Source organism: Pseudomonas sp. TE12508, assembly GCF_056279485.1.
Genome location: NZ_JBWCCN010000004.1, coordinates 1 through 15,525 on the forward strand (window position 1 = coordinate 1; position 15,525 = coordinate 15,525).

19 protein-coding genes and 1 other RNA gene are annotated in these 15,525 nt (G+C 59.1%); 9 read left to right on the top strand and 11 right to left on the bottom strand.

Features of this window, described 5'->3' with window-relative positions; all coding sequences use genetic code 11:
* Window positions 1-128: 128 nt before the first annotated feature.
* From ACZ9IM_RS06205 to ACZ9IM_RS06220, 4 genes are read right to left on the bottom strand one after another with little or no spacing between them, the layout of a single operon-like run.
* The gene (locus ACZ9IM_RS06205; RefSeq protein WP_063342180.1) at window positions 129-866 is read right to left on the bottom strand and encodes an amino acid ABC transporter ATP-binding protein; all 738 of its coding nucleotides are present in this window, start codon (window positions 864-866) and stop codon (window positions 129-131) included.
* Entirely contained in the window at window positions 853-1,503 is a 651-nt protein-coding gene (locus ACZ9IM_RS06210) for an amino acid ABC transporter permease (protein ID WP_192344992.1), read from the bottom strand. The genes ACZ9IM_RS06205 and ACZ9IM_RS06210 overlap by 14 nt, the downstream gene beginning before the upstream one ends.
* On the bottom strand, window positions 1,500-2,171 hold the full coding sequence (locus ACZ9IM_RS06215; protein ID WP_008076077.1) for an amino acid ABC transporter permease: 672 nt from the start codon (window positions 2,169-2,171) through the stop codon (window positions 1,500-1,502). Before ACZ9IM_RS06215 ends, ACZ9IM_RS06210 begins: the two co-directional genes overlap by 4 nt.
* 19 nt (window positions 2,172-2,190) lie before the next feature.
* Window positions 2,191-2,976, bottom strand: coding sequence for a transporter substrate-binding domain-containing protein (locus ACZ9IM_RS06220; protein ID WP_008012517.1), 786 nt, complete (start codon window positions 2,974-2,976; stop codon window positions 2,191-2,193).
* 257 nt (window positions 2,977-3,233) lie between these two features.
* On the opposite strand from ACZ9IM_RS06220, the gene ACZ9IM_RS06225 reads away from it, so the two are divergent.
* The 6 genes from ACZ9IM_RS06225 to ACZ9IM_RS06250 all read left to right on the top strand — a co-directional run bounded on the left by ACZ9IM_RS06225 (window position 3,234) and on the right by ACZ9IM_RS06250 (window position 9,355).
* Window positions 3,234-3,941, top strand: coding sequence for a FadR/GntR family transcriptional regulator (locus tag ACZ9IM_RS06225; RefSeq protein ID WP_063342184.1), 708 nt, complete (start codon window positions 3,234-3,236; stop codon window positions 3,939-3,941).
* Window positions 3,942-4,063: 122 nt separating this feature from the next.
* On the top strand, window positions 4,064-4,393 hold the full coding sequence (trxA, locus tag ACZ9IM_RS06230) for a thioredoxin TrxA (RefSeq protein ID WP_007899382.1): 330 nt from the start codon (window positions 4,064-4,066) through the stop codon (window positions 4,391-4,393).
* Window positions 4,394-4,640: 247 nt separating this feature from the next.
* On the top strand, window positions 4,641-5,900 hold the full coding sequence (rho, locus tag ACZ9IM_RS06235) for a transcription termination factor Rho (RefSeq protein ID WP_007899384.1): 1,260 nt from the start codon (window positions 4,641-4,643) through the stop codon (window positions 5,898-5,900).
* 141 nt (window positions 5,901-6,041) lie between these two features.
* The gene (ubiD, locus tag ACZ9IM_RS06240) at window positions 6,042-7,508 is read left to right on the top strand and encodes a 4-hydroxy-3-polyprenylbenzoate decarboxylase (protein ID WP_007899385.1); all 1,467 of its coding nucleotides are present in this window, start codon (window positions 6,042-6,044) and stop codon (window positions 7,506-7,508) included.
* Complete coding sequence (locus ACZ9IM_RS06245) at window positions 7,508-8,476, top strand: CDP-6-deoxy-delta-3,4-glucoseen reductase (protein ID WP_427624124.1); 969 nt, start codon at window positions 7,508-7,510, stop codon at window positions 8,474-8,476. Before ubiD ends, ACZ9IM_RS06245 begins: the two co-directional genes overlap by 1 nt.
* A gap of 210 nt (window positions 8,477-8,686) precedes the next feature.
* A complete protein-coding gene (locus ACZ9IM_RS06250) occupies window positions 8,687-9,355 on the top strand; it encodes a gamma-glutamylcyclotransferase (RefSeq protein WP_008012527.1) in 669 nt (222 codons plus the stop codon).
* On the opposite strand, the gene glpT is transcribed toward ACZ9IM_RS06250, so the two are convergent.
* Complete coding sequence (gene glpT, locus ACZ9IM_RS06255) at window positions 9,331-10,680, bottom strand: glycerol-3-phosphate transporter (protein WP_427624126.1); 1,350 nt, start codon at window positions 10,678-10,680, stop codon at window positions 9,331-9,333. The two genes, ACZ9IM_RS06250 and glpT, sit on opposite strands and share 25 nt — an antisense overlap.
* A 204-nt stretch (window positions 10,681-10,884) precedes the next feature.
* Window positions 10,885-11,862 carry an NADPH:quinone oxidoreductase family protein gene (locus ACZ9IM_RS06260; RefSeq protein ID WP_427624128.1) on the bottom strand — a complete coding sequence of 326 codons (978 nt, stop codon included), beginning with the start codon at window positions 11,860-11,862 and terminating at the stop codon, window positions 10,885-10,887.
* A 150-nt stretch (window positions 11,863-12,012) separates the two neighbouring features.
* On the opposite strand from ACZ9IM_RS06260, the gene ACZ9IM_RS06265 reads away from it, so the two are divergent.
* Window positions 12,013-12,420 carry a flagellar basal body-associated protein FliL gene (locus ACZ9IM_RS06265; protein WP_427624129.1) on the top strand — a complete coding sequence of 136 codons (408 nt, stop codon included), beginning with the start codon at window positions 12,013-12,015 and terminating at the stop codon, window positions 12,418-12,420.
* A 141-nt stretch (window positions 12,421-12,561) separates the two neighbouring features.
* On the opposite strand, the gene ACZ9IM_RS06270 is transcribed toward ACZ9IM_RS06265, so the two are convergent.
* Window positions 12,562-13,014 (bottom strand): EVE domain-containing protein, encoded by a 453-nt coding sequence (locus ACZ9IM_RS06270; RefSeq protein ID WP_427628103.1) that lies wholly within the window; start codon window positions 13,012-13,014, stop codon window positions 12,562-12,564.
* 200 nt (window positions 13,015-13,214) lie between these two features.
* Between ACZ9IM_RS06270 and ACZ9IM_RS06275 the strand changes: the two genes are divergently transcribed.
* Window positions 13,215-13,364 (top strand): hypothetical protein, encoded by a 150-nt coding sequence (locus tag ACZ9IM_RS06275; protein ID WP_018927582.1) that lies wholly within the window; start codon window positions 13,215-13,217, stop codon window positions 13,362-13,364.
* Between the two features lie 34 nt (window positions 13,365-13,398).
* Here ACZ9IM_RS06275 and ACZ9IM_RS06280 read toward each other — a convergent pair whose 3' ends face one another.
* The 4 genes from ACZ9IM_RS06280 to ACZ9IM_RS06295 all read right to left on the bottom strand — a co-directional run bounded on the left by ACZ9IM_RS06280 (window position 13,399) and on the right by ACZ9IM_RS06295 (window position 14,822).
* Window positions 13,399-14,004, bottom strand: coding sequence for a 5-formyltetrahydrofolate cyclo-ligase (locus tag ACZ9IM_RS06280; protein WP_427628105.1), 606 nt, complete (start codon window positions 14,002-14,004; stop codon window positions 13,399-13,401).
* A gap of 85 nt (window positions 14,005-14,089) precedes the next feature.
* Window positions 14,090-14,268, bottom strand: a non-coding RNA gene (ssrS, locus tag ACZ9IM_RS06285) — 6S RNA.
* A 30-nt stretch (window positions 14,269-14,298) separates the two neighbouring features.
* Window positions 14,299-14,616 carry a cell division protein ZapA gene (locus ACZ9IM_RS06290; RefSeq protein ID WP_007899404.1) on the bottom strand — a complete coding sequence of 106 codons (318 nt, stop codon included), beginning with the start codon at window positions 14,614-14,616 and terminating at the stop codon, window positions 14,299-14,301.
* A complete protein-coding gene (locus ACZ9IM_RS06295; protein WP_007899405.1) occupies window positions 14,613-14,822 on the bottom strand; it encodes a TIGR02449 family protein in 210 nt (69 codons plus the stop codon). The genes ACZ9IM_RS06290 and ACZ9IM_RS06295 overlap by 4 nt, the downstream gene beginning before the upstream one ends.
* A 126-nt stretch (window positions 14,823-14,948) precedes the next feature.
* On the opposite strand from ACZ9IM_RS06295, the gene ACZ9IM_RS06300 reads away from it, so the two are divergent.
* A complete protein-coding gene (locus tag ACZ9IM_RS06300) occupies window positions 14,949-15,503 on the top strand; it encodes a YecA/YgfB family protein (protein ID WP_427628108.1) in 555 nt (184 codons plus the stop codon).
* The last annotated feature ends 22 nt before the right edge of the window (window positions 15,504-15,525 follow it).

Here is a 15,525-nt window from a genome sequence, read left to right on the forward strand (position 1 = left end):
GTCGTTTGAAAAGCGGTGAAAACCGCCTTTCAAACCCACAAAAACGTAAAGGATGTCCCCGGTCTCGATTGTAAAGGATGTATCCGTTTCTACATAGCGATGAGGGCATTAAAGACACTGAGACTCTTTCAGGCTGTCGCTTCAACAGTGCCAATGAAATTCGCCAGCTCCGCCGTCTGCGGGTTGGCAAACAATACCTTCGGATCCCCCACCTCATGCACCTTGCCATGGTGCATGAACACCAATTTGTCCCCAACCTCGCGGGCAAAGCGCATTTCATGGGTGACCATGATCAGCGTCATGCCCTCCTTGGCCAGTTGCCGGACCACGCTCAGCACTTCGTTGACCAGTTCCGGGTCCAGCGCCGAGGTGATTTCATCGCACAACAGCACCTTCGGCGACATCGCCAGCGCCCGGGCAATCGCCACCCGCTGTTGCTGGCCGCCAGACAGTCGGTCGGGGAAGGCATCGAATTTTTCCCCCAGCCCGACCCGTTCCAGCATCTGCCGCGCCAGTTCGGCGGCTTTGGCTTTCGGCACTTTCTGCACCACTTGCGGCGCGAGCATGACGTTTTCGCCCACAGTGAGGTGTGGGAACAGATTGAACTGCTGGAACACCATCCCGACTTTCTGCCGCAGGCTGCGCAGGTCGGCGCGGGCGGCGTCGAGGTATTCGCCGTCGACTTCGATCACGCCATCATTGATCGATTCCAGACCATTGAGGGTGCGCAGCAAGGTGGATTTGCCCGAGCCGCTGCGGCCAATGATTGCCACCACCTGGCCTTCGTCGACACTCAGGTCGATGCCTTTGAGCACATGGTGGTCGCCGTAATATTTATGCAGGGCGGAAATTCTAAGCAGAGGCATGCAGTCTCCTTTCCAGGTAGCGCGCACTGAGGGACAAGGGGTAGCAGAGCAGGAAGTAACCGAGCGCCACCAGGCCGTAGACCATGAAGGGCTCGAAGGTCGCGTTGGCGAGCATGCCGCCGGTCTTGGTCAGTTCGGTGAAGCCGATGATCGAAGTGACGGCGGTGCCTTTGACCACTTGCACCGAGAAGCCCACGGTTGGCGCCACGGCGATACGCAGGGCTTGCGGCAGGATCACGTAACGCAGTTGCTCCAGCGGATTGAGCGCCAGGCTCGACGAGGCTTCCCACTGGCCATTGGGGATCGAATCGACACAACCGCGCCAGATCTCCGCCAGGTAAGCGCTGGTGAACAGCGTCAAGGCCATCGCCGCGGCCATCCACGGCGAAATCTCCACACCGGCCAACGCCACACCGAAGAACACCAGAAACAGCTGCATCAATAGCGGCGTGCCCTGGAACAGTTCGATGTAGGTGCGGGCGAAGTGGCTGGGCAGGGATTTTTTTGAAATCCGCATCACCATGATCAGCAAGCCGATCAGCCCGCCGCCGATAAACGCCACCAGCGACAATGCCAGGGTCCATTGCAGGCCCGTGAGCAGGTTGCGCAGGATGTCCCAGAGGGTGAAATCGCTCATTGGCTGCTGCTCCTTGCTATGTAGCGCCGGCCGATCCAGTTCAGCAATTGGCGGATCAGCAGCGCCATGCACAGATAGATCAGTGTGGTCAGGGCATAGGTTTCAAAGGCGCGGAAGTTACGCGATTGAATGAAGTTGGCGGCGAAGCTCAGCTCTTCGGTGGCGATCTGCGAACAGACAGCCGAGCCGAGCATGACGATGATGATCTGGCTGCTCAGGGCCGGCCAGACCTTGCCCAGCGCCGGCAGCAGAACCACGTGGCGGAAGGCTTCGAAGCGGGTCATCGCCAAGGCGGCCGCGGCTTCCAGCTGCCCGCGGGGGATCGCTTGAATGCCGGCGCGGATGATCTCGGTCGAATAGGCACCAAGGTTGATCACCATCGCCAGCACCGCCGCCTGCCATTCGGAAATCTGCAGGCCCAGCGACGGCAAACCGAAGAAGATGAAAAACAACTGCACCAGGAATGGCGTGTTGCGGATCAACTCGACGTAAACCCCGAAAATGCCGGCGAACGGGCGGATGTTCCACGCCCGCACCAGTGCCCCGACGATACCCAGGCCGACCCCAAGCACCGCGCCAATGGCCGTCAACTCAAGGGTGAACAGCGCACCGCGCAGCAGCAGATCGGTGTTTTCCACCACCGGCAAGAAATCGAACTGATAAGCCATAAGTCGTCTCCGCGAACGATCAGAGATCGGCCGGCAGCGGCTCTTTCAGCCAGGTTTTCGAGTTCTTTTCCAGCGCACCGTCAGCCTTGGCCGTGGTGAGGATGTCGTTGACCTTGCCCAGCAGCGCCGGCTCGTTCTTGTTCACGCCAACGTAAACCGGCGAGTCCTTGAGCTTCACTTTCAGCGCCGGCACGCGTTTCGGGTTTTTCTCGCTGATTGCCACCATCACCACGTTACCGCTGGCGATCAGGTCGACTTGCCCTGCGAGGTAAGCGGCGATGGTCGAGTTGTTGTCTTCGAAGCGTTTGATGGTCGCGCCTTCGGGAGCGACTTTGGTCAGCTCGATGTCTTCGATGGCGCCACGGGTGACGCTGATGGTTTTGCCCTTGAGATCGTCCAGGCCCTTGATGGCGGCGTCTGGCGGGCCGAATACGGCGAGGTAGAACGGCGCGTAGGCACGGGAGAAGTCGATGACTTTCTCGCGCTCAGGGTTCTTGCCGAGGCTGGAAATCACCAGGTCGACTTTGCCGGTGGTCAGGAACGGAATGCGGTTGGTGCTGTTGACCGGGGTCAGTTCGAGTTTGACCTTGAGCTGGTCGGCCAGCAGTTGGGCGGTGTCGATGTCCAGGCCGCGAGGTTTCATGTCCGGACCGACCGAACCGAATGGTGGGAAGTCCTGGGGCACCGCGACTTTGAGGGTGCCGCGTTTGACCACGTCCTCCAGACCGTCGGCGTGGGCGGGTGCCTGGCTCAGCATCAGGCTGGCAAACAGAGCGGCGAGGAGGGCACTGTAACGCATGGTCATGGCAAATCTCCGGATCGGCGGGAAGTGATTTCTGCGGATCGACAGAGCACAGGCCATGCCAAGATTCGGTTTTGGGGGCCACAGGCCACGGTTTTGCTGGTGTCGTTCGGTCTTACTGGTCTGAACAGTTGGGGTGCGTTTCGCACCCTGATGGCGCACCCGTGAAAATTCCCGAACCCCCATGGGGCACGACTTGCCGGACGCCGCGAATAGCTTTACAACTAGCCGCTCATTGGCCTGGCTCGTCTGAAAAAACCATGAACTCGATCTCCCGCGCCGTACCCGAAGTGGCGCTGCAAGCCATCCGCAAACTGATCACCGAGCAAGGTTTCGGGGCGGGGGATGCCTTGCCCTCGCAACGGGACCTGGCGGTGCAATTGGGGGTCAGCCGGGCGTCGTTGCGTGAGGCGTTATCGTCCCTGAGTGCGCTGGGCGTGATCAGTATCCAGCCGGGCAAGGGCGTGTTTGTGCAATCACCAGTTGATCTGCCCCGGGGCGATGCGGCGCCGGGCTGGCCGTTCGCGGCCCAGGCATCGCCGCTGGACATCTTCCAGTTGCGCTACGCCCTGGAAGGTTTTGCCGCCGGGCTGGCGGCCGTGACCCTGAGCACCGACGATCTTGATGCCCTGGAGGACAATGTCGCCGCCATGCGCAACGAACTGCGTGCCGCCGACTTCGAGGCGGCGGCACGACTGGACTTCGAGTTTCACCGGCGCATCCTCCTGGCCAGCGGCAATCAGGCGATGCTGAGCATTCTGACCGCCAGCGCCGATATCTTCCTGGAGAGCCAGAAGCTACCGTTCATCCGGGCCGAACGGGCGATGGAAACCTGGCAGGAACACCGTAAAATCCTCCGTGCGCTGGCTCGTCGGGCCTCTGGCGCCGCGCAGAAGGCCATGCAGGAGCATGTGCGCAACGCCGCCCTGCGTACCGGAATTGCTTTCGTCGCTCCCGCCACCTCATGACTTGAGCTATACCCAAACTCATGGGCCACCATAGCGAGACTCAATCATCTGCGGCTTCCTGAACACGGGAAGGGCGGCTATGATGGGCCACGTTTTTTATTGCTTACAACCCGGAGACATCCATGAGCAGCGATCTTATCAAGCACGTCACCGACGCTAACTTCGAAGAAGAAGTACTGAAGGCTGCTGGCCCTGTGCTTGTTGACTACTGGGCTGAGTGGTGCGGCCCTTGCAAAATGATCGCCCCGGTTCTGGACGAGATCGCTGGCACTTACGCTGGCAAGCTGACCGTCGCCAAACTGAACATCGACGAAAACCAGGAAACCCCGGCCAAGCACGGCGTACGTGGTATCCCGACGCTGATGCTGTTCAAGAACGGCAACGTCGAAGCCACCAAGGTCGGTGCGCTGTCGAAGTCGCAACTGGCTGCTTTCCTCGACGCCAACATCTAAGCGTTGTTATAAAGCGTCATGAAAAGGCCCCGCATAATGCGGGGCCTTTTCGTTATTGAGGGCTAGACGCTCCGAAACTCAGGTGGTACATTCGGCCCCGCACTGGTTTCTCCACTGCCCCCTGCTAGCCGTCGCCGACGCACTCCTTTTCGAATAAGTACGCGATCCTGTCGCCTTCTCTGCGGCGCGGCCTCATTAAGCCAAAAGCTTAATTTCCCCCCTCCATAAATGATTACGTCATTCCTATATGAATCTGACTGAACTCAAGCAAAAGCCGATTACCGAACTGCTCGAATTGGCCGAACAGATGGGCATAGAAAATATGGCCCGTTCGCGCAAGCAGGACGTGATTTTCTCCCTGCTCAAAAAGCACGCTAAAAGCGGCGAGGAAATCTCCGGTGATGGCGTGCTGGAGATTCTCCAGGACGGCTTCGGCTTCCTGCGCTCCGCTGACGCTTCCTATCTCGCCGGCCCAGACGATATCTACGTCTCGCCGAGCCAGATCCGCCGCTTCAACTTGCGCACCGGTGACACCATCGTTGGCAAGATCCGCCCTCCAAAGGAAGGCGAGCGTTATTTCGCACTGCTCAAGGTCGACACGATCAACTACGATCGTCCCGAGAACGCGAAAAACAAGATTCTCTTCGAGAACCTGACCCCGCTGTTCCCGACCGTGCGCATGAAGATGGAAGCCGGCAACGGTTCCACCGAAGACTTGACCGGTCGTGTCATCGACCTGTGCGCCCCGATCGGCAAAGGCCAGCGCGGCCTGATCGTTGCACCGCCGAAAGCCGGTAAAACGATCATGCTGCAAAACATCGCGGCGAACATCGCACGGAACAATCCTGAAGTTCATCTGATCGTGTTGCTGATCGACGAACGTCCGGAAGAAGTGACCGAAATGCAGCGCACCGTGCGCGGCGAAGTGGTTGCCTCGACGTTCGACGAGCCGCCAACCCGCCACGTGCAGGTTGCCGAAATGGTGATCGAGAAGGCCAAGCGCCTGGTCGAACACAAGAAGGACGTGGTGATCCTGCTCGACTCCATCACCCGTCTGGCGCGTGCCTACAACACCGTGATCCCGAGCTCCGGCAAGGTGCTGACCGGTGGTGTCGATGCCCACGCCCTGGAGAAACCGAAACGTTTCTTCGGCGCTGCACGGAACATCGAAGAAGGCGGCTCGCTGACCATCATCGCTACCGCGCTGGTTGAAACCGGCTCGAAGATGGACGAAGTGATCTACGAGGAATTCAAAGGCACCGGCAACATGGAACTGCCTCTGGATCGCAAGATCGCCGAAAAGCGTGTGTTCCCGGCCATCAACATCAACCGTTCCGGTACTCGCCGCGAAGAGTTGCTGACGGCCGACGACGAACTGCAGCGTATGTGGATCCTGCGCAAGCTGCTGCACCCGATGGACGAAGTCTCTGCCATCGAGTTCCTGGTCGACAAGCTGAAACAGACCAAGACAAACGACGAGTTCTTCCTGTCGATGAAACGCAAGTAAGTCGCAGAAAGTCAGCAAAAGCCGGGGAAACCCGGCTTTTTGCTATCTGATTTTTGATCAACGGCAGTTCGTGGTTCTGAATAGAGGGGTTCGGCGCTAAACTGCCTGCCCCGAACGCCACGGCCAACACGAGGCTCACGCATGCAGTATCGCGACTTGCGCGACTTTATCAGCGGCCTGGAAAAGCGCGGCGAACTCAAGCGCATCCAGGTTCCAGTGTCCCCAGTGCTCGAAATGACCGAGGTCTGCGATCGCACGTTGCGCGCCAAGGGCCCGGCGCTGCTTTTCGAAAACCCTACCGGTTATGACATTCCAGTACTCGGCAACCTGTTCGGCACCCCCGAGCGCGTGGCGCTGGGCATGGGCGCAGAAGCGGTCAGTGAGTTGCGCGAAATCGGCAAGCTGCTGGCGTTCCTCAAGGAGCCCGAGCCGCCGAAAGGTCTGAAGGACGCCTGGTCCAAGCTGCCGATCTTCCGCAAGATCATTGCCATGGCGCCGAAAGTCGTCAAAGACGCGGTGTGCCAGGAAGTGGTCATCGAGGGCGACGATGTCGATCTGGCGATGTTGCCGGTACAGACCTGCTGGCCGGGCGACGTCGGTCCGCTGATTACTTGGGGGCTGACCGTCACCAAAGGTCCGAACAAGGACCGCCAGAACCTCGGCATCTATCGTCAGCAAGTGATCGGCCGCAACAAGGTGATCATGCGCTGGTTGAGCCACCGTGGCGGCGCGCTGGATTACCGTGAGTGGTGCGAAAAACACCCTGGTCAGCCATTCCCGGTCTCTGTGGCCCTGGGCGCTGACCCGGCAACCATTCTTGGCGCTGTGACGCCGGTGCCGGACAGTCTCTCCGAATATGCTTTCGCTGGTCTGTTGCGCGGCAACCGCACCGAACTGGTGAAGTGCCGCGGCAACGACCTGCAAGTGCCGGCCACCGCCGAGATCATCCTCGAGGGCGTGATCCATCCGGGCGAAATGGCCGATGAAGGTCCGTATGGCGACCACACCGGCTACTACAACGAAGTCGACAGCTTCCCGGTGTTCACCGTCGAGCGCATCACTCACCGGATCAAACCGATTTACCACAGCACCTATACCGGCCGTCCGCCGGATGAGCCGGCAATCCTCGGTGTGGCGCTGAACGAAGTGTTCGTGCCGATCCTGCAAAAGCAGTTTCCGGAGATCACCGACTTCTACCTGCCGCCCGAAGGCTGTTCGTACCGCATGGCCATCGTGACCATGAAGAAGTCGTATCCCGGCCATGCCAAGCGGGTAATGCTCGGTGTCTGGTCGTTTTTGCGACAGTTCATGTACACCAAGTTCGTTATCGTCACTGACGACGATATCAACGCACGGGACTGGAACGACGTGATCTGGGCCATCACCACGCGCATGGACCCCAAGCGCGACACGGTGATGATCGACAACACGCCGATCGACTACCTCGACTTCGCCTCGCCGGTTTCCGGCCTGGGCTCGAAGATGGGACTCGATGCCACGCATAAATGGCCAGGCGAAACCACCCGCGAGTGGGGCCGGGTCATCGTCAAGGATGAAGCCGTTACCCAACGGATCGATGCCATCTGGAATCAGTTAGGAATAGATTGATGCGTGTAACCTTGCAGCCCTCCGGAGCAGTGCTAGAGATTCTGCCCGGCGAGCGGATTCTCGATGGCGCGCGGCGCCTGGGCTATGAATGCCCGCAAAGCTGTCGTAACGGCAATTGCCATGTGTGCGGCGCGTTGCTGGTGGAAGGGCGGGTCGAACAAGCCGGCGATGTGCGTGACCATGGCGAGTTCTACACTTGCATTGCAGAGCCGCTGGAAGACTGCATCGTGCTGTGGGATGGCGTGCTCGCGCTGGGAGAATTGCCGGTGCGCAGCGTGTCGTGTCAGGTCATTGAATGCAGGGATGTCGGCGGCGATACCTGGCGCGTGCGTCTGCGTGCGCCGGCGGGCAAGCCGCCGCGCTATCACGCCGGTCAGTACCTGATGATCGAGCGAGAGAACGGCGAGAAATCCGCCTTCTCCCTGGCCTCTGCACCGCATTCCGGGCGCGACCTGGAAATTCATGTACTGGCGCGCGAAAGCAGTGCGCTGAGCCTGATCGAACAGCTTCAGCGCAACGCGATGGTACGCATCGAAATGCCGTTCGGCGATACCCATCTGGCGGAATTGCCAGACGGTCCACTGGTACTGATTGCTGCCGGTACCGGCATGGGCCAGATCCACAGCCTGATCGAACATTGCCGGGCTACGGGATTCAAGTATCCGGTGCATCTGTATTGGGGCGTGCGTCGTCCTGAAGACTTTTATGACATCGAACATTGGGATGAATGGGAAAAACTGTCCAATCTGTTCCTGCATAAAGTCGTCAGCGATCAGTGTGGCTGGGGAGGGCGCTGCGGCATGTTGCATGAGGCAGTGTGTGAAGATTTCCCTGACCTGAAAGCCCTGCATGTCTATGCCAGCGGCTCTCCGGCCATGGTCTATGGCACGCTGGATGTCCTGGTCGAAGCGGGGATGGATGCCCATCAAATGCGCGCGGATGTGTTCGCTTACGCCCCCCGATCTTGATCCTCGATCTTAAATCGTTATAACTCCCCATATAGCCGATCGGTATTTATAAATTTTTATAAATGCCGGTAGGTTATATCTCATTCAGGCAATAAGTTTTAGAGCGCCGCCATGGCACTTAAATTGCCTTAAAACATATGTGCCTTATTGTTACAGCGGTGCGTTCTATTAAGTAATTCTTCACCCGCGGGGAGCTGAACGCTATTCGCCATGAGCGCCATTGAATCTGCTTTTTTGAATCTGGCTTACCCTCCGCGGCTCGATCTGGGGCCGCAGCTTACGCACGAACAATTGCTCAGCTCGATGCAGTCGACCATGGCGCGCCACAAGGGTGGGCCGGTCTGGCTATTCGCTTATGGTTCGCTGATCTGGCGCCCTGAATGTGCGGCGGTTGAGCGAGTGCGCGGTCGGGTGCATGGCTACCATCGCGGTTTATACCTGTGGTCCCACGAACATCGCGGTACGCCGGAAGTGCCCGGGCTGGTGTTTGGCCTGGATCGCGGCGGCTCATGCAGCGGGTTTGCCTATCGCTTGCCCGAAGAGCAACTCGAAGCTTCGCTTTATGCGCTCTGGCAGCGTGAAATGCCATTCCCGTCCTATCGCCCACATTGGCTTAACTGCCGTCTCGAAGACGGAAGCCAGGTTCAGGCATTGGGATTCGTTTTGGAGCGGCACCTGCCCAGCTATGCCGGCAACTTGCCGGATCATGTGCTGAGCCAGGTATTCGAAAGCGCTTGCGGGCGTTACGGCACCACGCGCGAATATGTCGAGCAGACCGCGCACGCCCTGCGTAGCCACGCCATGCCAGACCGGAATCTGGAGGCGCGGCTCAAGCGCTGCAAATCAAAGGCCGATCAGGCGATTGCTTCGCGGCTCTGACTGGCGACGTTCTTGTGGCCCAGGGTGGGTGCCAGGAACGCCATCGCCAGCAGGCAGGCGGCGACCAGCAGGATGAAGCCGCCATCCCAGCCGAAGTAGTCCACCGTGTAGCCCATCAGGGCACTGGCCGCGACTGAACCACCCAGGTAACCAAACAAACCGGTAAAGCCCGCGGCCGTTCCTGCAGCTTTCTTCGGAACCAGCTCCAGCGCCTGCAGGCCGACCAGCATCACCGGGCCATAGATCAGGAAGCCGATGGCGAACAGCGAGATCATGTCGACCATCGGATTGCCCGGCGGATTCAGCCAGTAAACGATCGTCGCAACGGTCACCAGTGCCATGAACACCATGCCCGTCAGGCCACGGTTGCCCCGGAAGATCTTGTCCGACATCCAGCCGCACAGCAGCGTGCCGGGAATGCCTGCCCACTCGTACAGGAAGTAAGCCCAGGACGTCTTGTCGAAGTCGAAGTGCTTGACCTCTTTAAGGTAAGTCGGCGCCCAATCCAGAATGCCGTAGCGCAACAAGTAGACGAAGACGTTGGCCAGCGCGATGAACCAGAGCATTTTGTTGCGCAGCACGTATTTGACGAAGATGTCCTTGGCGCTGAATTCTTCTTCGTGGCTGGCGTCGTAGCCTTCCGGGTAGTCGTTCTTGTACTTCTCGATGGGCGGCAAGCCCGTCGATTGCGGGGTATCGCGCATGACAATGAAGGCAAATACAGCGACCAGCAACGCCACCGCTGCCGGTACGTAGAACTTGCTGTGCCAGTCGTTGAACCAGCCCATGCCGAGTATCGCCAGCGGGCCGATCAAGCCGCCGCCGACGTTATGCGCGGTGTTCCATACCGAAACCACGCCGCCGCGTTCTTTCTGCGACCACCAGTGCACCATGGTGCGCCCGCTCGGTGGCCAGCCCATGCCTTGCGCCCAGCCGTTGATGAACAACAGGATGAACATCATGGTCACGCTGGACGTTGCCCACGGTGCGAAACCGAAAACGAACATCACCCCGGCGGACACTATCAGGCCAAAAGGCAGGAAGTAACGAGGGTTGGAGCGGTCGGACACGATGCCCATCAGAAACTTGGAAAGGCCGTAGGCGATCGCAATCGCCGACATGGCCACACCCAGTTGGCCTTTTGTATAGCCTTGGGCGATCAGATCCGGAAATGCCAGGGTGAAGTTCTTGCGCAGCAGGTAGTAACCCGCATACCCAATGAAAATCCCGGCGAAGATCTGCCAGCGAAGGCGTCGGTAGGTGCTGTCTATTTTTTCTTCAGGCAATGGAGCCTGATGTGCGGCAGGACGAAAGAAAGCAAACATTCAAGAGCTCCAGATTTCTTGTTTTGACTGCGGATGCGAATGTTACAGTTTCGTTACCGAAAATAGCACCGGTTCGCATCGGCAAAACAGCGGAAATGTTGGAGATCGCATGTTCCTTTATGAACATGTCGCTCAAGTATAAATGAGGGTCGGTGTGGGGATGACGGAGCCAGGTCGCAAGACTGCGACCTGGCTAGAAAATAATCAGCGAACCTGCACGACCACTTTCCCGACCGCCTTGCGCTGGCCAAGATCATTGATCGCCTGGGCCGCGTTGCTCAGGGGATACACCTGAGACACTAGCGGCTTCAACTTGCCCTCGGCAAACCAGCCAAACAACTGCTGGAAGTTTGCCGCGTTGTCCTGTGGTTGGCGCTGGGCAAAGGAGCCCCAGAACACGCCGACTACCGCGGCGCCTTTGAGCAGTGCCAGGTTCACTGGCAGCTCCGGGATTCGTCCACTGGCAAAACCGACCACCAGTAGACGGCCGTTCCAGGCAATGGCGCGGATCGCCTGGTCGAACAGGTCGCCGCCCACTGGATCGTAGATCACGTCGGCGCCCTGGCCGTCGGTCAGGCGTTTGATCTCGTCCTTGAGGCTGGTTTCGCTGTAGTTGATCAACTCATCGGCGCCGGCAGCCTTGGCCACCGCGAGTTTTTCTGCGCTGCTGGCGGCGGCTATAACGCGAGCCCCCATGGCTTTGCCGATTTCCACCGCGGCAAGGCCGACGCCGCCGGAAGCGCCGAGCACCAGCAAGGTTTCGCCAGGTTGCAGGTGGCCCCGTTGCTTGAGGGCGTGCATCGAAGTGCCGTAGGTCATGCTGAATGCGGCGGCGGTGTTGAAGTCCATCGAGGGCGGGATCGGTAGCACGTTGTAGCCCGGCACTGCGACCTGCTCGGCAAAGCTGCCCCAGCCAGTCAGGGCCATGACCCGGTCACCGACCTTGAGGTGGCTGACCTTTTCGCCCACTGCGCTGACCACGCCGGCCGCTTCGCCACCCGGAGAAAACGGGAAGGGCGGCTTGAACTGATATTTGCCCTCGATGATCAACGTGTCCGGGAAATTCACCCCAGCCGCATGCACTTCCAGCAGGATTTCATTCTTCTTCGCGACAGGACTGGCGACGTCTTCCAGCACCAGCGATTCGGCAGGGCCGAAGGCTTTGCACAGCACGGCTTTCATCAGGGCTATTCCTTTGGGAGTGATGGCCGATAAGTGTAGGTGTGTGAGTCATTGGGTCAACGAGCATGCCCGACCCTGATAGTCAGCCATAAGCTTGTGCTTGAGCGGCGGGTCGTTATGCTTGGCCGCAAACCGGATAAGGAGCGAATTGTGAAAGCGTGGATCATGTTGATGCTGGCCCTGTCTCTGCCTGTGGCAGCGCTGGCCGAAGAAGCCAAAGAAGGTGAAGCCCCGAAGGTCAACTACATCACCCTGAGCCCGCCATTCGTGGGCAACTATGGGCTGGACGGTACGCCGAAGCTCAAGGTCTACAAGGCCGATGTGGCGTTGCGGGTGACCGGTGACGAGGCGACCAAAGCGGTAAAGGCCAATGAGCCATTGATCCGTAATAAGCTGGTGGCGTTGTTTGCCCAACAGACTACTGAAGCCATGAACAACGTCGAAGCCAAGGAAAAGCTGCGTCAGGAAGCCTTGAAGCAGACCCAGCAAGTAATGAACGACGAGACCGGCAAGCCGGTGGTTGAGGATTTGTTGTTCAACAACCTGATCATTCAATAAGTCTTTTGCTGTCCGGGCGGGCCTCATCGCGGGCAAGCCCGCTCCCACAATGATTCCCAGTGAATGCAGCCTTTGCATCCACCCCAGATCCCTGTGGGAGCGGGCTTGCCCGCGATGACATTCGAAGTAGCGCTGGAGATTTTACGGTTTGAGTGCAATCACCGTCGCCCACTGCTCGGCTGTCACTGGCATCACCGACAGCCGTGAACCCTTCTGCACCAATGGCATCTCGGCCAACGCCGTTTGCTGCTTCAGATAATCGAGCTTCAGCACCCTGGAAAACGTCTCGACGTGAACAACATCAATCGCGCTCCAGGCGTTTTTCTCGGCAGTGGCCTTCGGATCGAAGTAATGACTCTCCGGCTCCAGCGCCGTCGGGTCCGGATACGCGGCCTCGACAATCTTGCCGACCCCGGCAATCCCCGGCTCCGGGCAACTGGAGTGATAGAAGAAAAACTCGTCGCCCACCGCCATGGCCCGCAGGAAGTTACGCGCCTGGTAGTTGCGAACCCCGTCCCAGCGCGCTCGGCCAAGCTTCTCCAGGTCTTTGATCGAGAGTTCGTCAGGCTCGGATTTCATCAGCCAATAGGCCATGGTTTTGCTCCTTGCGAGGTGAGTGGGCAAGCGGTCGGGCAATTTTATGACAAACCGACAGTCGGTTGACGCCAGCGTTTGCGTGTCGGTTCACGTTGTCGCAAAATGCCGGCCTTCTAAGCTTGACGCTGCTGCACGGCCTACACCTACAACGGAAACCGCTGCTGTCATCGTGTTGATGTGCCTTTGGGGGGCAATCGATGAAACGCAAACCGGATTTACTATGGATTTTGGTTATTTTGTTCGGCCTTGGTGTCGTGACCACCGGCTATGCCCAAAGCCTGTGGAACAACAAGCCCGATGCTCCGGTCGAGATCGCGCAGCAACAGCCGTCGGCCTTCAAGCGCTGAACCTGTCTTTCGACGCCGCTGAAATCAGTGGCGTCTAGTCCGCGAAATACCATGCCTTGTCCGTGACCGTTCCCTGCAGCGGCACATCCCAGCTCGCCTGAGCCAATCGTTGAACCTTCTGACATTCATGGGCCAGGCCCAGCAGCGTCGGCTTGCGCCAGTTTTTGCGGCGCGCCAGGTACGCCAGGCTTCGATCGTAGAAACCACCGCCCATTCCCAGGCGTCCGCCGACATCGTCAAACCCCACTAGCGGCAACAACACCAGATCCAGCGCCCAGACCTTGCGTTGTCGGGCAATGTTGTGTCGTGGTTCGGGGATGCGAAAACGGTTGGGTTTGAGCTTTTCGCCGGGGCGTATCCGCTGGAACACCATTTTGGTTCGCGGCCAGGCACTGAGCACCGGCAGATACGTCGCCTTGCCCCGACGTTGCGCGGCACGCATCAGCAAGCGCGGATCGATTTCACCGTCGGTGGGCAGGTACAGGGAGATGTGTTTTGCGCGGCGGAACAGCGGGTGCTGGATCAATTGCTTATACAGCCCGCGAGCGGCCTCGCGCTGCTGACTGGGTGTCAGTGCGCGGCGGGCCTTGCGCAGCATGCGTCGAAGTTGCGGGCGGGGCAGCAGCGCAGGTTCGGTCATGGGTTCAGGCTTCAGAAGTGCGAGTACCAAAGCGTACCCGTAAAAAAGCCGATGCCGGTATTTAAACCGGCATCGGACTGGAATCAGGCTCCCCGGATGAACCGCTGTCGACTTAGCCCTTGAACCCGAAAGTTCAAGGTGGAAGATGCAGTAGGCTTTAAGGCTTTCCGTCTAGCGGACATGCACACCAGCCCAACGTGCAACCTCCAGGGTAGTGCGAATCGGCTCAGGGACGTCGTCAACTGGCAAGCACCCCAGGGAGTGATGCGAGTATACCCCAAGCGGTTTCGCGTTTCAGCCCTTGGTGACATCCGGATCGGTCGACAGCACCAGATCGACGCGGTCCAGCAGGTCGCGAACCTGCTCACGGGTCGAGCCGCTGGCCTGCACATCCGGGCGTTCTTCCTTGTGCAGAAGATCGTGAGTGATGTTCAGCGCGGCCATCACGGCGATGCGGTCGGCGCCGATGACTTTGCCGCTGCTGCGGATTTCGCGCATCTTGCCGTCCAGATAACGAGCAGCGCTCACCAGGTTGCTGCGCTCTTCCTGGGGGCAAATGATCGAATATTCTTTGTCGAGGATCTGCACGGTAACGCTATTGCTTGAACTCATGAGTCTTGCTCCAGGGCCTTGAGGCGCGAAATCATCGATTCGACCTTACGCCGGGCGATTTCATTTTTTTCAATGAGATGCGCGCGTTCCTCGCGCCAGCTCTTTTCCTGAGCTAATAGGAGTCCATTCTGACTCTTTAGTTGCTCGACTCGAGTAATTAGCAGCTCGAGTCTGGCCATCAGCGCTTGCAGGTCGGTGTCTTCCATTGTGTCCACTGGTTGTGTCTGATGCGTGATAGCTGGCGGACAGCCTTTAATAGTCTTGGCGAGTCTGTCGATGTAGGATACAAGGCCTTCATTCTAGACATAGCGCCGTCTGGCGCCTAGCTGCCCATGCCCATTCAGAATTCTCCGTACCAAGCCTTTGCCACCCTGCTGAGCACCAGCGGCCATCCCGTCTCGCCTGCCGAACTGCACGGCCTGTTGCTCGGCCGCAGTTGCGCCGGTGCCGGCTTCGAAGCCGACAGCTGGTTGGCCGACGCCGCCGAGCTGCTCGAAGGCGAGCCACAAGACAACGTTCGCAACGCCTTGATCGGCCTGCAAGAGATGGTCAAGGGCGAGCTTACCAGCGACGACATGACCGTTGTTCTGCTGCTGCCGACCGACGACGCGCCGCTCACCGAGCGCGCGGCTGCACTGGGCCAGTGGTGCCAGGGCTTTCTTACCGGCTTCGGTCTGACCCGCCGCGAATATGCCTTGAGCACTGAAGCCACCGAAGTGCTGCAGGATCTCGCCGCCATTGCCCAGGTACAGGACGCGCTGGAAGAGTCCGACGACGGCGAAAGCGACTACATGGAAGTGATGGAGTACCTGCGCGTCGCTCCGTTGCTGCTGTTCACCGAAACCAAGAAAACCGACGAAGCGTCTGCCAAACCGTCGTTGCATTAATCGCGTGCCAGGGAAAGCCGTC

What these genes read in the sequence shown, in the direction of transcription:
- ACZ9IM_RS06250 (WP_008012527.1), top strand. Translation starts at nt 8,687, where the DNA reads ATGAGCGCCATTGAATCTGCTTTTTTGAATCTGGCTTACCCTCCGCGG.
- ubiD (WP_007899385.1), top strand. Translation starts at nt 6,042, where the DNA reads ATGCAGTATCGCGACTTGCGCGACTTTATCAGCGGCCTGGAAAAGCGC.
- glpT (WP_427624126.1), bottom strand. Translation starts at nt 10,680, where the DNA reads ATGTTTGCTTTCTTTCGTCCTGCCGCACATCAGGCTCCATTGCCTGAA.
- ACZ9IM_RS06205 (WP_063342180.1), bottom strand. Translation starts at nt 866, where the DNA reads ATGCCTCTGCTTAGAATTTCCGCCCTGCATAAATATTACGGCGACCAC.
- rho (WP_007899384.1), top strand. Translation starts at nt 4,641, where the DNA reads ATGAATCTGACTGAACTCAAGCAAAAGCCGATTACCGAACTGCTCGAA.
- ACZ9IM_RS06220 (WP_008012517.1), bottom strand. Translation starts at nt 2,976, where the DNA reads ATGACCATGCGTTACAGTGCCCTCCTCGCCGCTCTGTTTGCCAGCCTG.
- ACZ9IM_RS06225 (WP_063342184.1), top strand. Translation starts at nt 3,234, where the DNA reads ATGAACTCGATCTCCCGCGCCGTACCCGAAGTGGCGCTGCAAGCCATC.
- ACZ9IM_RS06290 (WP_007899404.1), bottom strand. Translation starts at nt 14,616, where the DNA reads ATGAGTTCAAGCAATAGCGTTACCGTGCAGATCCTCGACAAAGAATAT.
- ACZ9IM_RS06275 (WP_018927582.1), top strand. Translation starts at nt 13,215, where the DNA reads ATGAAACGCAAACCGGATTTACTATGGATTTTGGTTATTTTGTTCGGC.
- ACZ9IM_RS06270 (WP_427628103.1), bottom strand. Translation starts at nt 13,014, where the DNA reads ATGGCCTATTGGCTGATGAAATCCGAGCCTGACGAACTCTCGATCAAA.
- ACZ9IM_RS06280 (WP_427628105.1), bottom strand. Translation starts at nt 14,004, where the DNA reads ATGACCGAACCTGCGCTGCTGCCCCGCCCGCAACTTCGACGCATGCTG.
- ACZ9IM_RS06300 (WP_427628108.1), top strand. Translation starts at nt 14,949, where the DNA reads ATGCCCATTCAGAATTCTCCGTACCAAGCCTTTGCCACCCTGCTGAGC.
- ACZ9IM_RS06215 (WP_008076077.1), bottom strand. Translation starts at nt 2,171, where the DNA reads ATGGCTTATCAGTTCGATTTCTTGCCGGTGGTGGAAAACACCGATCTG.
- trxA (WP_007899382.1), top strand. Translation starts at nt 4,064, where the DNA reads ATGAGCAGCGATCTTATCAAGCACGTCACCGACGCTAACTTCGAAGAA.
- ACZ9IM_RS06210 (WP_192344992.1), bottom strand. Translation starts at nt 1,503, where the DNA reads ATGAGCGATTTCACCCTCTGGGACATCCTGCGCAACCTGCTCACGGGC.
- ACZ9IM_RS06245 (WP_427624124.1), top strand. Translation starts at nt 7,508, where the DNA reads ATGCGTGTAACCTTGCAGCCCTCCGGAGCAGTGCTAGAGATTCTGCCC.
- ACZ9IM_RS06295 (WP_007899405.1), bottom strand. Translation starts at nt 14,822, where the DNA reads ATGGAAGACACCGACCTGCAAGCGCTGATGGCCAGACTCGAGCTGCTA.
- ACZ9IM_RS06260 (WP_427624128.1), bottom strand. Translation starts at nt 11,862, where the DNA reads ATGAAAGCCGTGCTGTGCAAAGCCTTCGGCCCTGCCGAATCGCTGGTG.